Origin of the sequence: Nitrincola sp. (assembly GCF_048264025.1) — a bacterium.
Taxonomy (GTDB): domain Bacteria; phylum Pseudomonadota; class Gammaproteobacteria; order Pseudomonadales; family Balneatricaceae; genus Nitrincola.
Genome location: NZ_JBLXDN010000009.1, coordinates 51,259 through 66,712 on the forward strand (window position 1 = coordinate 51,259; position 15,454 = coordinate 66,712).

The window sequence follows — 15,454 nt, forward strand, 5'->3', positions numbered from 1 at the left end:
TCTTCGGAGTTTAGTGAACGATACCGGTCCATTTGCCTGAGAGTTTCCGGGGCGGTTGCTCCTTCGGCGCCGCTCAACCTTTATACAAGGCCAGCGATCTCTCCCGATATCATTCTTCATTAAACTTGCGCCAGTTTAACACCCGCGCGGCAGCGCATCCATGCGCCCAAAGAATAATATTATCCTAGCCAGATCTGCTGTGCATTGACGAACTCGTGGATGCCTTGAGGACCCAACTCCCGTCCCAGACCAGAGCATTTAATCCCGCCACTGGGTAAGCGTGGATCGGTTTTGACTATGCCATTCACAGCCACCTGTCCCACTTCCAGACGCCGCGCCAACTGCTCGCCGCGATGGCGCTCTGTCCACACACCCGCGGCCAGGCCGTAACGGCTATCATTAGCCATGGCAATAGCTTCGTCGGCATCAGCGGCTTTCATCACCACCGCCACAGGACCAAAGGTTTCTTCCACCGCTGCTGTCATGCCTGGCTTAACATCAGCCAACAGGGTAACTGGGTAGAAGAACCCTGCCCCTTCAGGCAGCTCACCCCCGAGCAGACAACGGGCACCCGCGGCCACTGTCTCAGTCACCTGGCGATGCAGGTTCTGGCGCAGATCGTCGCGTGCCATAGGGCCAACATCGGTGCTTTCTTCAGCCGGATCACCTAACTTCAAGCGCGCAAGACGCTCCTTGAGCATCGCCAGCAACTGATCATAGACAGCGGCTTCGACGATGATCCGTTTCGCCGCGATGCAGGACTGACCCGCATTGATGATCCGCGACAGGGTAATGGTATCGGCGGCTTTTTCCAGATCGGCATCGGCCAGTACGATACAGGCATCAGAACCACCTAACTCCAGTACCACCGGCTTGATTTCTGAACCGGCAATCGCCGCCACAGCACTGCCGGCTTTTTCAGATCCGGTAAGCGACACAGCCTGCACACGTGGATCACGGATCACCCGCTCTATCGCGGCATTATCCATCGGCATATTCTGCATAATGCCAGCCGGAGCACCTACCTGGTCAAACAGGTCGGCGATGGCTTGCGCACTGGCGGGTACATGCAAGTCATGCTTCATCAGGCAGGTATTCCCAGCCATCAGTGCCGGGGCACAGAAACGAAACGCCAGCCAGAAAGGGGCATTCCAAGGCAAAATTCCAAGCACGGTGCCCAACGGCAAATACTGCACATAGCTGTGACTGGCATCCGACTCCAGCGTCAAGCTACTCAGATAGGCTTCGGCTTGCTCGGCGTAATGTTCAGCACACCAAGCCGATTTGAGCACCTCGCTTCGGGCTTCCTTGATCGGTTTACCCATTTCCAGTGTCATCAACGGCGCCAGCGTTTCCACGTCCTCACGCATTTTTGCCGCAACGGCTTTAAGGACCTCGGCACGCTCGGCATAAGAGGTGAGTTTCCAGCTGTTATAGGCTTCTCTGGCGCGCACTAGGGTCACTTCTTGTGCTGCTGCATTCAGTACAGGTGAGTCCTGCAGTTTTTCACCGGTTGCCGGGTTAATTACGGGCACTGTCATCAAGCACTCTCCTTTTTCACTTTACTGAGTTTTCCAGCTGTTTTTATATTGGCCTGAGCTGAAACCAACTGCATATCCGAGGGTGCAGACAATTCCTTCTCTTCTTTCTGACTCTCTTTGGCTGGCTTTGCCTTACTTTCTTTCCCTTTTGGCGCATATTCCGGTTTGACCACAAAGTCTTCCGGCAGGGTAAAGAAGGATTCACAACCATCGGCGGTGATATGCAGGGTATCCGAAATACCCACGGTTTTATCACCGTCCACACCCCACATCCATGGAATAATATGGAAGGTCATGCCCTCACGCAGCACACTGGAATCACCTTGTTTGAGACTGATGATATAGCCCTCATCCCAGCTTGGCGGAAAGGCGATACCAATGGAGTAGCCCGAACGCGTAATCAACCGGCCACCGACATCATTACTGGTAATAATGGCGCGAACCAGATTATCTGCATCCGATACGGTCAAACCGGGGCGCAGCACTTCCTTAAGTTTGTGCAGCGCCAGCTTCATGGTTTCCTGGGCCTTGTAAAAGGAGTCGGTCATATTACCCAGTACCACCGTGCGCATCATCGCCGTGTGATAGCGGCGGTAACAGCCGCCCACCTCAAGAAACACGTGCTCACCCGCTTCGATCTTGCGGCCTTCCCAGGTGGCATGACCAATCATGCTGCGCGGCCCGGAGGTCACGTAGGGCATAACGGCTGGAAACTCCCCCCCGGCACAAAACATCGCATGGCTGATCGCTGCGGCCACCTCATTTTCGGTTACATCAGCAGCGCAGGCATCAAAGCCAGCCTGCATGCCTGCCTCGGTAGCCAGCGCCGCTTTACGCATCACCTCTATCTCATACTTGGATTTGGTAATGCGCCCCTCTTCAACAATACCGAAGCAGTCCAGCAGACGGCCATTAGTAAAGGTGGTGTGAATAGCATCCTGATGGTAAGCCGGGAAAAAATAACTGTTACGTTCATAACCGATATTTTTCCCACTTAAGCCAAACTCCTTAAGTGCCTCGACCAGCATCTGGATAGCATCCCCGGTATCCGGATAGGGTCGTGTGATCTCAACCCAGGTACGGGCGTGGATATTTGACTCCTCCAGTACCCGGGTAATCATAAACGAGTCTTTTTCCAGCGGCACCACCAGTGCCTGGAAGAAGGAGTACCCCGTGGTCTGATAATCCGTCAGATACATGATATTTTCGGGATCACTGATCACCACCGCATCCAGCAATCGTTCCCGCATGCGCTGCCTTAACTCGTTGATACGCCGCTCGTACTCTTCGAACGGAAACGTCATATCATCGCGTTTTTTCATTGAGCCTCCTTGGCCGCCTTGACTGCTGCCGCAAAGATCTCCAGTCCCTGAGTCAGATCTTCATCCGGAATGGTCAACGGTGGAATCATTTTAATCACCATGCCGCCTGTACCACAGCCACCCAGCAGTAACCCACGGTTAAAGCATTCAGTAACAATCGCTTTGGATAGCGCACTGTCACCTATATCGATGGCTTGCATCATGCCTTTGCCTCGCACCTGCCAGGCACCCGCGCTGGTAGCCGCAATGGCATCCAAAGCAGCAGCCATCTGCTCGCCTTTGCGCTTAACCTCAGTCATGAGCTTGTCGTCGTGGAAGTAGGACATCGCCACCTTACCGGCGACAAAGGAAAAGCCCTGACCACGGAAAGTCCCGGTATGCTCACCGGGAGACCAGTGCTTGTCATGTTCAGGTTTGACCAGGTTCATCGCCAGCGGCGTGCCAAAGCCACCGATGCCTTTCGCCAGGGTGACGATATCAGGGTCCAGCCCCATACCATCAAAGCTGAAGTAGCTACCGGTACGGCCACAGCCCGCCTGAATATCATCCAGAATGAACAAAGCCCCCAGATCGTGAGCCAGTTTCTGTACTGCCAGCAACCACTCTTTACTGGCTACATGCACGCCACCTTCAGCCTGAATCGGCTCAATCACAAAGGCGGCTGGTGGTTCCAGACCACTGGAGCTGTCGGCAAACTGTGCCCGCAGTCGGTCAACTGAATCGACTCCACAGCCCATTTCACAGCTACGGCAAGGGGTTTCGCAACCAAATGGCATACGTATCACATGTTCCAGCGGTACACCGGCCGCGTTACGGAAATAACTGTTTGCCGTCAGCGCCAGTGACCCTAAGGTCATGCCATGGAAGCCATGAGTGCAAGCCACAACAGTTTTACGCCCGGTAACCCGACGAGCCAGTTTTAACGCCGCTTCAACCGCGTTGGTGCCGGTAGGCCCCATAAACTGCATTTTGTGGTTCATTCCTCGCGGGACCAGCACGGTTTCAGCAAAGGCTGAGAGAAAATCACGCTTAACAGTCGTGCTGGTATCCAGACTATGCGCGATCCCATCCGCCTCAATAAATTCAATCAACGCCTTTTTCATCAAGGGGTTGTTATGCCCGAAATTAAGCACCCCTGCACCGGCGAAGAAATCGATATAAGATTTGCCTGCTTCATCGACCTGCCGGGCGTTTGAAGCGGATTTGAACACGGTTGGATAAATACGGCAGTAACCGCGGATCTCTGATTCCCACTTTTCGAATACCTGCATGGAAATCCTCCTTCATTATGACAAGGGTTTGAACCCGTTATTGATTCTGTCTGGTCGTAAATTATTCTTCTAACCAGACAGCATTTGGTTAGGCCACTGACAATTCAGCCGCCCGGACTAGCAGCAACCCAGGGAATATCCGAGGTTGCTATCAGGGTCAGGTCTGCTCCGGAACCGGAACACCTGCAAGTCTTGAAAACACCCGTGTTACCCTGGAAATCAGGGCATCATTAAAGTCATATTGCGCATTATGGCAAGGTCGCCCATGCTGCAACTGACCGTCATCACTACCGATCAAAGCGAACGCACCGGGTATTTCTTTAAGATAATAACTAAAGTCTTCCGAAGCCATAATCGGCAGCGGGGTTGTCAGACTCAACACCTGCTCACCAAACTCTGACTCCAGTTGCTGGCGAAAGTTTGCCGCTGGCTCTGGATGATTAATGGTGGCATCGTAGCGCGGAAAAATTTCCACCTGACACTGAGTGCCATAAGCTCTGGCAGTTGCCGTTGAGATTTCTTCAATCAATGACGACAGTACCTTGCGCGTGGCTGGTTGTGCAATACGAAAGCCCCCTTCAATCACCGCCGTATCTGGAATCACGGTAGGTGAACTGCGCGCATCCACTGATGTGACGCTCAACACTGTAGCATCTTGGGGTGGCAAACGGCGACTGACAATCTGTTGCAGCGCCACAACAATCGCCGACGCCGCCAACACTGGATCCTGACACGCCTCCGGTTGACTGGAGTGTCCGCCCTGTCCAGTTACCGTCAGACGAAAGGTGCCGTTACCCGCCATCACCGCTCCATCCGGGCAAACTGCCTGACCAAAGGCAATGGCTGGCCAGTTGTGCCAACCATAAATAACATCAATACCCTTTAGAGCCCCTTCCTCGATCATTCGCAGCGCGCCATGACCACCTTCTTCTGCTGGTTGAAACAACAGCGTCACCGGCCCGGGCAGCTGTTCTTCATGAGCCTTAAGCCAGTAAGCGGCCGCCATCAAGGTTGCGGTATGACCATCATGCCCGCAGGCATGCATACAGCCGGGGCTCTGAGAGCTCCAAGGCATGCCACTTTTTTCATCTATAGGTAGCGCATCCATATCACCGCGCAAGGCAATGTGAGGGCCCGGCTTATCCCTGGCCAAGCGTCCCAGGGTGCCGTGTTTGGCACAAGCTTCCCAAGGTATATTTAGCGCGGTTAACTCCTGACGCACACGCTTGGCCGTTGCTACCTCTTGCCAGGTGAGCTCAGGCTGCTTATGCAGTTCACGCCGCAGTGAAATGGCTTGTTGAATGTGCTGGTCCCAAAGTGCGGTCAAATCTGTAACTCCTAACGGTTTCCCACTATCTACACCAGGCCGAGTAAACATCAGCCTGTGAAATTTTATTTCCTCCAAATAATGTAGCACATGTAATCAGGGTTACCAGCATCAGGATCAAATCGGTATAGGTTAGGGGCTCAGAAAAAGCGCACCCCGACTTTTAATACCCGGTCACCGGATACTTCACTAACTACCCAGTGAATACCATGCCAACTGACATCATCACCTACAACCGGGTGCCCACCCACTCTTGCAGCAATAAACTCACCCAAGGTCAGTGACCCTTCACCTTGGGTAATAGCCAAGCCATAGGCTTTCGCAATATCATCCAGCAAGGCGTCACCATCTATGACGAAGGGACCGAAAAATTGCTGCTTTTTCTTTAAATGTGACTCGCCACTGAATAACTTATTCAATGGCTCGACATCATCACCCCTACCGATTACACAGACGACATCACCGACTTTTATCCGCGTACTGCCCTTAGGGTGAACCATCATATGCTCTCTGAAAATAGCTGAGATCAACACACCCGAGGGTAATATCAACATACGAATTGGCGTGTCATCGAGTTTGGAGTTATCAACCTGATAAACAAACAACTCGTAATCATTTTCCGGCAGGATACCCAGCACATCACGGTGATTCGGCTCAACACCCTTGGGCACTTCCACTTTGAGCCAGCGTGCCATCCAGGGCAAAGTACCACCCTGAATCAGCAAAGACATCAACACCACTGCAAAAGCAACATTGAAGTACAGCGCCGCATTCTCAACACCGCCTATCACCGGAAAAATAGCCAGCACGATCGGCACAGCCCCTCTCAGTCCGACCCAACTGATAAACCAAACCTCATGCCAACGAAATTTAAAGAAAGGTTTGATCGATAAGAAAACCGCTATGGGACGTGCAATAAAGATCAGCGCCAAGCCAATTAAGATGGCAGGCACGGCAAATTCAAGCAGATCAGAGGGGGTCACCAGCAGGCCGAGTACCAAAAACAAACCTATCTGACTCAACCAGGCCAGGCCATCATTAACCGGTAAAATTAACTTCAGGTGTTTGCCCGGCCGGTTACCGATCATTAGCCCGGCGAGGTAAATCGCCAAAAACCCACTGCCTCCAATGATACTGGTGATACCAAATACAAAAAAACCTAATGCAAGCGCGAGCAAAGCATAAAGCCCTGGTGCCAAGTCTACCCAGATCATCAAGCGCGCAATAACCCATCCAGCTGACACCCCCACCAGCAAACCAAAACCGAACTGTTGTATCAAAAATAGCAGAGTCTCTAAAGGCCCCCCTATACCACCGACCAACACCTCAATCAGCATGATTGTCAGGAATATCGCCATCGGATCGTTGGTACCTGATTCGATCTCCAGCGTTGCACTAACGCGCTCATTCAGATTCACGCCTTTGCCACTGAGCATTGAAAACACCGCAGCGGCATCTGTTGATCCCACTATCGCTCCGACCAGCAAGCCTTCTACCAGTGACAAATTAAACAACCACATCGCCAGCAAGCCGGTTATGCCACTGGTAATCACCACACCTAAGGTTGCAAGTGACAAAGCGGGCTTGAAACCGGCTCGGAAGGTCGAAATACGTGTTCTCAACCCACCATCAAGCAGAATCAAGGCCAAGGCCAGGTGACCGATCAAAAATGCCAGAGAGTAATCATCAAAACGAATGCCCAGAATGCCCTGCTCTCCTGCCAGCATTCCCAGGACCAAAAACAGCACCAATAACGGCAGGCCAAACAACGCAGACAACCGGCTTGCCAATACACTAAGGGCCAGTAACAGGCCGGAAATTACAAAAATAGTTTCAATTGAGCTCATGTTGCAGATTTTTACCCATTAACAAACGAGAAATATGACTTCAGGCATTATACATATCTTCAGGGTGCTGTTTTTATTATCAATGAACACAACATCCTGTAGACGTTTCTTATCAAGCAACAATAGTACCAACACCTTACCACTGCTAGAATACAGACAAAACCACTATCACCAAACAGAATCTCACAGGCTTAGAGAAAACTGAATGCTTGAACAGACGCTGATCCAAATACTCCTGCTGCTCGGCGTAACCGTGTTTGTGGTTTTGATTTTCCAACGCCTTAGAATCCCCCCCAGCCTCGCCTATTTATTTGTAGGGGTTATACTGGGCGCAAATACATCCGGGCCCGTGGTAGCAGAACAAGGGGTCCGTGCGATTGCCGAGCTGGGCATTGTATTCCTGCTGTTCACTATAGGCCTGAGCTTTTCGCTACCGCAGATTTACGCCCTTCGGCACACCATTCTGGGCCTTGGTACCGCACAGGTTCTCTTGACCACGCTAATTGTCGGCATCGTCGCCTGGTTAATAGGACTTCCGGTGGCTGCGGCCTTTGTGGTCGGTGCCGTCTTTGCTCAATCTTCTACGACGATTATCAGTAAACAATTGAGTGAGCTGGGTGAAAGCCAGGCTCGCCATGGACGACTAGGCATTACCCTTTCTGTATTCCAAGACATTACTGCCGTTCCCTTCGTGGTCGTGATCCCCGTACTCGGCATCGCTGCCATGCATGAAGTTGCAGGCTCTCTAGGCTTAGCCTTGATAAAAGCGGCCCTGGCCTTTGGCATAGTATTGCTCTCGGGTCGCTACCTACTCAAACCGCTTTTTCGTCTAGTGACCGAAAAACATTCGGCTGAACTTTTTACGCTAACGGTTTTATTCGTGTCCTTAGTATCTGCCTGGACAACCCAGTCACTGGGACTATCCATGGCGTTTGGTGCTTTTCTTGCCGGAATGGTTTTAGGCGACACTGAGTTCAGGCACCAGGTAGAAGGCGCCATTAGGCCTTTTCGAGATGTACTGCTAGGGCTGTTCTTTGTCAGTATCGGCATGTTGATTGACCCAAGCGTTTTCCCCAGCATCTGGCTTGAAGTGATTTCAGGCGCATTATTTCTGTTGACCAGTAAATTACTGATTGTCACCCTCATCATCCGAGTCTCAGGCATTGACCTGCCAACAGCGTTCAGGTCTGCCATGTTACTCGCGGTAGGGGGGGAGTTTGGATTTGCGCTGCTCGCCATCGGTTTGGAAGCACAAGCGATCGATTCCCACTCAGCACAGATCGTCCTGGGTTCGGTACTGCTATCCATGATCATTGCCCCCTTTCTTATCTACTTCAACCACCCCATTTCTGCATGGCTGTTTCAGCGGTTGTTTCCACCCCACAGCACTGTGGTCGAAAATGAGAGCCTGCTGCCCGTCATTGAGCACTCACATGTGATTATCTGCGGCTACGGACGCACAGGACAGGTGATTGGCCGCTTTCTGGAGATGGAGAAAATTCCCTTTACCGCCATCGACATGGATCCATCACTCGTAAAAGAAGCAAGATTGGCAGGACATTCCGTCTACTTTGGCGATACTTCCAACTCAAATCTGCTTGAATCTGTTGGCACTAAATCAGCAACGCTGATGATTATCAGCCACGATGACCGCTCTGCAGCTGTAAAGACTATTCAACATGTCAGATTATTAAATCCAAGCCTACCTATCCTTGCTCGCACGCGAGATGAGGTTAACGCAGAAGCGCTGCGGCAAGCTGGGGCGACGGAGGTAATACCCGAGACACTTGAAACCGCTATGGTGTTAGTCTCACATTCATTTTTGACACTGAAAGTGCCTATGTTCAAAATCATTCAACACCTGAACAAACAGCGCTCTCAGAGCTATCCACTGCTAAAAGAGTTGTTCAAAGGCAGTCTGGATAGTGTGCATACTTCAGACAATGCTGTTGATGAGCGACTTCACGCTATCAAACTCACTGAAGAGCATGACACTGTTGGCTGTACATTAAGTTCATTGAAGCTGAACGAGAGTAACCTGATGGTGACCGCTTTGGTTCGACACAATGAACGCGTACGCTACCCAAGCGGAGAGACGGTTTTACAGGCTGGCGATGTGCTGGTACTACTGGGCCTTCCTGATGACCTGCAACAAGCAGAATCAGTACTGAAACATCCGTGTAATTCCGATGACAACTAATTAAAGTGGGTTGTTCTTTTCAAGCGTCTGAATATGCTCTGATACACCCAGGGCTTTTTCAACATCCAGCATCAATGCAATCCCAGACCCCAGGGTTTCATCCAGGTGTCCAGCTGCAGAGACCGCCTCAAGGATTACATCAGCACGCCTTGATTCTGCAAGAATCATGATCACTGTACGAGGGTCTAGAATTTCAAGCCCTAATATTCCCACAATACGCTCAAGCCCCTGGCCTCTGGCACTATTGATGATGGTGGCACCGGTAGCTCCAGCCGAACGTGCTGCATCCAGCGTATCATTCGCTTTATCTTCATCCACAAACACCATGATCAGCTTGAATTTCATAACCTTTCTACCCTATCTCTATTGTTCGTGTTTGACACGCCGGTTCAGTTGCGGCATATCAAACTTACTGGATGAACTTTAACTGAAAATTCATTAAGATGCTAACCTAGCCCATGAAAGAACGGGTCGGTATTTTTCGTCTGATTTATTGGATTAACTGTTTGTTTGTAAGCCAAACCCACTTTCATTCTGACTAGAGTGAGGCCGAATTGCTGTACCTGAAAAGCTTTACCCATGCGTTCCTGCATGCCCTGAAAAACCTGCTACCTATTGTTGTCGTCGTGCTGTTCTTTCAGTTGGCTATTCTGCAGCAGTTACCCGATAACAGCCTAAGCATGGCCTTTGGTTTACTCGTCGTTGCTGTCGGTGTCGCACTGTTCCTTCAAGGCCTGGAACTGAGCATTTTCCCCGTCGGCAAAAGCCTCTCCAACCAGTTCGCCAAAAAGGGGTCAGTGCCCATTTTGCTCAGCTTCGGCTTCGCCCTCGGTTTTTCAGCTGTGGTCGCCGAACCTGCACTCATTGCCGTTGCCAGCCAGGCACAAGAGATCAGTGAAGGCCGCATCGATGCGCTGGTACTTCGTTTATTGGTTGCCACCTCAGTCGGCTTTATCATTGCATTAGGGGTTTTTCGCATCATTTTCGGCCACCCGATACATTGGTATATGATTATTGGTTACATCATCGTGGTCGGCGTCACCTTCTTTGCACCCGAAGAGATCGTTGGGCTGGCGTATGATTCTGGCGGTGTCACCACTAACATTGTCACCGTCCCCTTGATTGCTGCACTGGGGATCGGCTTGGCCTCTTCAATTCGTGGACGTAGCCCTCTGATTGATGGCTTTGGTTTGGTTGCGCTGGCGGTGATGGTGCCAATGATCAGCGTGCAGCTTTATGGTATTTTTGTTTATGCCATAGATGCCGACAGCGCTTCGGCTCAAGCTGTGCAGAGTGTGGAACTCGCTGTAACTCACCCTGTAGTACAGGGACTGCTAGATCTCCTGACCATGTTCCGGGATGTACTGCCCATCCTGATCACCATTCTGTTTTTCCAATACATCATTCTCAAGCGGCCCTTATCCAATCCACCTAAAATTGCCTTTGGTTTTTTGTTGGTAATTATCGGTCTGTATGCATTTGTTGTCGGGTTGAAGATCGGACTTTTTCCGATTGGTAGTAGCATGGCAGAGCAGCTTATCTCGCTGAACAGCCATGCTTATATCTACCTGTTTGCATTTATGATCGGCTTTGCAACTACCATGGCTGAACCGGCTTTAATTGCCGTGGGTCAACAAGCTGAAGAAGCCGCTGCAGGTAAAATTAAGGGCAATGTCATTCGAATTATGGTTGCCGTTGGGGTAGCGGTTGGGATTACAATTGGAGTTTTCCGGCTGATCAGTGGTGGATCGATTCACTACTTCATTATTGGCGGCTACACACTGGTAATCCTGTTAACCATGCTCTGCCCAAAATACATCGTGGCACTGGCTTTTGACCTGGGTGGTGTCACCACCTCAGAGGTAACCGTTCCTCTGGTAACGGCTCTGGGGATCGGGCTGGCAACCCATATTGAAGGACGAAGTGTATTGATCGATGGCTTTGGTTTGATCGCATTTGCGTCTATTTTTCCAATCGTTACAGTCATGTGCTACGCCATTGCCGTTGACTGGCTGAATAAATTCAACAGGGCTGAATCATGAAATTTTCTGTACTGACTGCAATCGTCTCTGAAGACTACGAACAAAAAGTGATCGATGGCTCGCGTGAACTGGGCGCCGGTGGCATCACCCTGTTATCGGGTCGGGGAATCGGCAGCGATGCGAAAAAAACCTTCTTCGGCATGACCTATGAAGGCAGTCAATCGATCATTATTATGGTACTGGAAAAGGGCTTGTCACTGGAGATTCTTAAATCCATCCAGACCATCATTGTTGATAAGGAAAACAATAACTCCCACGGTGTGGTGTTTACCCTGCCGCTGGAGCATCTTGGCGGAATCGATCTGTCACAACTGGCAAAATTTGAGCAACACCTGAAAGAAAACCTCTAAAAAGGAAGGCATTTCATGCTGGTAAAAGATGTCATGGTGAACGATGTTATAACCGTTTCACCCTTTGCAACACTGCGTGACGCACTGAGCCTGATGAAGCGTCATAAGCTGAAATCACTGGTAGTGGAAAAAACCAATGACAATGATGCCTATGGTTTGATTACCTATACCAACATAGTTAAAACGGTAGTGGCTGAAAGCGGTGATATCGATCTGATCAATGTCTACGATATATGTGCCAAACCCGTTATTTCAGTAGGGCAGAGCCTATCGGTAAAACACGCCGCGTCACTGATGATCACAAGTCGGGTCAAGCGCATTCTGGTGTTGAAGGATAACGAGATGGTCGGACTGTTATGCATGAACGATATCGTGCAGACATTACTGAACGATCTTGAGTGATTACTACCGGTATCTGGTTGATTAACGCAGATACCGGTCGCTTTCGTGGCAGGATTTAGCCGACCTTCTCACCCTTGGCCTGCAGATCAGCATGGTAAGACGAGCGCACCAGAGGGCCACTGGCAACATGGCTAAAGCCGAGTGATTTGGCGATACGGCCAAACTCATCGAACTCATCCGGGGTAACAAAGCGATCAACCGGCAGGTGATTACGGCTTGGCTGCAGGTACTGACCGATGGTGATCATATTGACATCATGGGCACGCAGATCCCGCATTACCTCAATAATTTCTTCATTGGTTTCACCAACACCCACCATCAAACCCGACTTGGTTCTGATTTCAGGACGTAAGGCCTTGTAGCGTTTCAATAGCTCCAGTGACCAGGCGTAATCAGCACCAGGACGGACTTTCTTGTACAAACGCGGCACAGTTTCCAGGTTGTGGTTAAACACATCTGGCGGTGTTTGCTGCAGGATATCCAGAGCGATATCCATACGCCCACGGAAATCCGGCACCAGGGTTTCTATCTGTATATTGGTAGCCAAACGCCGAGTTTCGCGAATGCAGTCGGCAAAATGCTGTGCACCGCCATCACGCAGATCATCTCGGTCTACTGAGGTGATAACCACATAACGCAGGCCCATATCGGCAATGGCTTCCGCCAGTTCCAGCGGCTCATTTTCAGCCAGCGCATTAGGGCGACCGTGTGCGACATCACAGAAGGGACAACGTCGGGTGCAGATATCACCCATAATCATGAAGGTGGCGGTACCGTGACTGAAACACTCGCCCAGATTAGGGCAACTGGCCTCTTCACATACCGATGCCAGCTTGTGCTTGCGCAACTTGGCTTTGATCCGCTTCACTTCAGCATTGGAGCCCATTCTGACGCGAAGCCAATCCGGTTTACGTGGCATCTCATCTTTTTCGGTCGGAATGACCTTAATCGGAATACGGGCCATTTTTTCAGCACCACGGAGCTTGACGCCTTGCTCGACGCGGACAGGTTTTGCAGGAGTATCAGACATAGTAGTATTCAGTTCTCCAGATGATTAGCCAACTCAACCTGCGTATAGCCGAGCCGTTTAACCAAGTAATTTAGTAGGTTTTTGGTCGCACTGTCAATATCAGTATCCGGACAGAGGTCCCGCAACTGGGTCATCTGCAGACCGGCGTAACCACAGGGGTTGATCCTGGCAAAGGGCTGCAGATCCATATCGACATTAAGCGCCAGTCCATGAAAAGAGCAACCGCGTCTTACCCGCAAGCCCAGTGAAGCAATTTTACATCCATCCACATAGACACCGGGTGCATCAGCACGTGCAACCGCGACTTGCCCATAATCGGCCAGCAACGCAATGACGGCCTCTTCCATCAGCGAGACCACATCCCTGACCCCCAGTTTTTTGCGGCGCAGGTCCAGCAACAGGTAGGCCATTAGTTGTCCGGGACCGTGATAAGTCACTTGACCACCGCGATCAGTTTTCACCACCGGAATTTCACCGGGATTGAGCAGGTGCTCCGCCTTACCGGCCTGACCCTGGGTAAACACCGGGTGGTGCTGTAACAGCCAGATTTCATCCGGCGTATCTGCTTGACGCTGGTTAGTGAAGGCTTGCATCCGCTGCCACACCGGCTCATAAGGCTGCAACCCGAGTGTTCGTACGATCAGATCAGGCACGGATCAAAGTACCATATGCACACGACCAGAAGCTTTCAATGCTGCAAACAAGTCTTGCAACTGCTCCTCTCCGGTGGCCTTGATTTTCAAACGCACTGAGCGAAACCGACCGTTGCGACTATCCTGAACACTGACCTTTTCCAGATCCAGGCCAGGATCAAAACCTTTCACCGTCTCGACCACAAAACCATAAAAGTCATTGTCATTATTGCCCACTACTTTGATCGGATAGTCCGCACAGGGAAATTCGATTTTAGGTGCTTCGGGTGAATCAGTCATAGCCTCAGCCACCTCAGCTCTAGTTGATCAGATTCATAAAGAACTGCAAAATACTGTGCCACAGCCGCTTGAAAAAACTGCCAGGCTCAACCGCATGCAGCGCCACCAAAGGGGTCTCTGAAATCACTTCGCCATCCAGTGATACTACCACCGAGCCGATAGCATCGCCCACAGCAACAGGTGCCTGGATATTGCGTGGCAGATCCAGCAGCACTTCCAGACGATCCTGCTGCCCACGCGGCAGAGTCAGCGAAAGGTTTTCGAGTACACCCATGCTCAGGTTATCGACTTCGCCGCCCCAGACTCGCTGATCGCTGATCGACTGACCGGCGGCATAAAGCTCAGTACTTTCGTAGAAACGGTAAGTATAGGCCAGTAGCTGCTGGGTTTCCTGCGCCCGCGTCTCTTCGCTGGCAGAGCCCATCACCACGCTGATCAGGCGCATACCATCACGAACGGCTGAAGACACCAGACAGTAGCCGGCTTCATCGGTGTGTCCGGTTTTGATACCGTCTACCGTATCATCACGCCATAGCAAACGATTACGGTTTGGCTGTCTAATATCATTGAATTCAAAATGTTTTTCCGCATAGATCGGGTAATATTGCTGCGAATCAGTGATCAGTGCACGGGCCAGCAACGCCAGATCATAAGCAGAAGAATATTGGTTATCCGATGGCAGGCCTGTGGCATTTTCATAGTTGGTATTGGTCATACCCAGGCGGCGGGCATGCTGGTTCATCAGATCAGCGAACGCTCTTTCACTACCGGCAATATGTTCAGCCATAGCGACAGACGCATCGTTACCAGAAGAGATGATAATACCCCGCAACAGATCAATTAATTTAACCTGCGTGCCTTCCTGAATAAACATACGAGAGCCGCCAGTACGCCAGGCTTTTTCACTGACATTGACCATTTCATCTTCAGACAGATTGCCATTGATCAGTTCCAACTCCGCAATATAGCTGGTCATGATCTTTACCAGGCTCGCTGGCGGGTAGCGCTCATGTTCATCTTTAGACAGAATAATCTGGCCAGTAGCCGCATCCATCACCACATAAGAACGCGCTGCAACCTGCGGGGGGGCTGGAATCATCGATGCCTGCACCTGGGCAAAAGCCAGCAGACTGAACAACAGGGCAAGCAGCGTACGACTCAAAAATCTTGTATTCATCGGTTTTGGCATC

At 50.9% G+C, this 15,454-nt stretch carries 14 protein-coding genes and 1 riboswitch; of the genes, 4 read left to right on the plus strand and 10 right to left on the minus strand.

All coding sequences use genetic code 11. From position 1 onward, the window contains the following. Positions 1–14 precede the first annotated feature (14 nt). Positions 15–116, minus strand: a riboswitch (glycine riboswitch). 63 nt (positions 117–179) lie between these two features. From ACN0R1_RS08800 to ACN0R1_RS08820, 5 genes are all read right to left on the minus strand, one after another. Continuing rightward, on the minus strand, positions 180–1,541 hold the full coding sequence (locus tag ACN0R1_RS08800; protein ID WP_417581958.1) for an NAD-dependent succinate-semialdehyde dehydrogenase: 1,362 nt from the start codon (positions 1,539–1,541) through the stop codon (positions 180–182). Then, the gene (gene doeA / locus ACN0R1_RS08805) at positions 1,541–2,863 is read right to left on the minus strand and encodes an ectoine hydrolase (protein ID WP_417581960.1); all 1,323 of its coding nucleotides are present in this window, start codon (positions 2,861–2,863) and stop codon (positions 1,541–1,543) included. Before doeA ends, ACN0R1_RS08800 begins: the two co-directional genes overlap by 1 nt. Next, the gene (locus ACN0R1_RS08810) at positions 2,860–4,134 is read right to left on the minus strand and encodes an aspartate aminotransferase family protein (RefSeq protein WP_417581962.1); all 1,275 of its coding nucleotides are present in this window, start codon (positions 4,132–4,134) and stop codon (positions 2,860–2,862) included. Before ACN0R1_RS08810 ends, doeA begins: the two co-directional genes overlap by 4 nt. Positions 4,135–4,291: 157 nt before the next feature. Then, on the minus strand, positions 4,292–5,461 hold the full coding sequence (doeB2, locus tag ACN0R1_RS08815; protein WP_417581964.1) for a N(2)-acetyl-L-2,4-diaminobutanoate deacetylase DoeB2: 1,170 nt from the start codon (positions 5,459–5,461) through the stop codon (positions 4,292–4,294). A gap of 140 nt (positions 5,462–5,601) precedes the next feature. Next, complete coding sequence (locus ACN0R1_RS08820) at positions 5,602–7,308, minus strand: potassium/proton antiporter (RefSeq protein WP_417581966.1); 1,707 nt, start codon at positions 7,306–7,308, stop codon at positions 5,602–5,604. Positions 7,309–7,513: 205 nt separating this feature from the next. Here ACN0R1_RS08820 and ACN0R1_RS08825 point away from each other — a divergent pair, with 205 nt between their 5' ends. Continuing rightward, positions 7,514–9,508: a cation:proton antiporter gene (locus ACN0R1_RS08825; protein WP_417581968.1), complete on the plus strand. Its 1,995-nt coding sequence runs from the start codon at positions 7,514–7,516 to the stop codon at positions 9,506–9,508. Here the strand turns inward: ACN0R1_RS08825 and ACN0R1_RS08830 are convergent, their stop codons facing one another. Then, positions 9,509–9,853, minus strand: coding sequence for a P-II family nitrogen regulator (locus tag ACN0R1_RS08830; RefSeq protein ID WP_417581969.1), 345 nt, complete (start codon positions 9,851–9,853; stop codon positions 9,509–9,511). It abuts the gene before it with no gap. A gap of 209 nt (positions 9,854–10,062) precedes the next feature. Between ACN0R1_RS08830 and ACN0R1_RS08835 the strand changes: the two genes are divergently transcribed. The 3 genes from ACN0R1_RS08835 to ACN0R1_RS08845 are packed head-to-tail and all read left to right on the plus strand — an operon-like array spanning position 10,063 to position 12,302. After that, entirely contained in the window at positions 10,063–11,550 is a 1,488-nt protein-coding gene (locus ACN0R1_RS08835; protein WP_417581971.1) for a DUF1538 domain-containing protein, read from the plus strand. Further along, positions 11,547–11,900: a P-II family nitrogen regulator gene (locus ACN0R1_RS08840; protein WP_417581973.1), complete on the plus strand. Its 354-nt coding sequence runs from the start codon at positions 11,547–11,549 to the stop codon at positions 11,898–11,900. Before ACN0R1_RS08835 ends, ACN0R1_RS08840 begins: the two co-directional genes overlap by 4 nt. A 15-nt stretch (positions 11,901–11,915) precedes the next feature. Next, positions 11,916–12,302 carry a CBS domain-containing protein gene (locus ACN0R1_RS08845; protein WP_417581975.1) on the plus strand — a complete coding sequence of 129 codons (387 nt, stop codon included), beginning with the start codon at positions 11,916–11,918 and terminating at the stop codon, positions 12,300–12,302. Between the two features lie 55 nt (positions 12,303–12,357). On the opposite strand, the gene lipA is transcribed toward ACN0R1_RS08845, so the two are convergent. The 4 genes from lipA to ACN0R1_RS08865 all read right to left on the minus strand — a co-directional run bounded on the left by lipA (position 12,358) and on the right by ACN0R1_RS08865 (position 15,441). Next, the gene (gene lipA, locus ACN0R1_RS08850) at positions 12,358–13,332 is read right to left on the minus strand and encodes a lipoyl synthase (RefSeq protein ID WP_036523393.1); all 975 of its coding nucleotides are present in this window, start codon (positions 13,330–13,332) and stop codon (positions 12,358–12,360) included. A gap of 8 nt (positions 13,333–13,340) precedes the next feature. Then, positions 13,341–13,925: a lipoyl(octanoyl) transferase LipB gene (gene lipB / locus ACN0R1_RS08855; RefSeq protein ID WP_417582117.1), complete on the minus strand. Its 585-nt coding sequence runs from the start codon at positions 13,923–13,925 to the stop codon at positions 13,341–13,343. 63 nt (positions 13,926–13,988) lie between these two features. Further along, a complete protein-coding gene (locus tag ACN0R1_RS08860) occupies positions 13,989–14,264 on the minus strand; it encodes a YbeD family protein (protein ID WP_151057621.1) in 276 nt (91 codons plus the stop codon). A 19-nt stretch (positions 14,265–14,283) separates the two neighbouring features. Then, a complete protein-coding gene (locus tag ACN0R1_RS08865; RefSeq protein WP_417581977.1) occupies positions 14,284–15,441 on the minus strand; it encodes a D-alanyl-D-alanine carboxypeptidase family protein in 1,158 nt (385 codons plus the stop codon). Between the last annotated feature and the right edge of the window lie 13 nt (positions 15,442–15,454).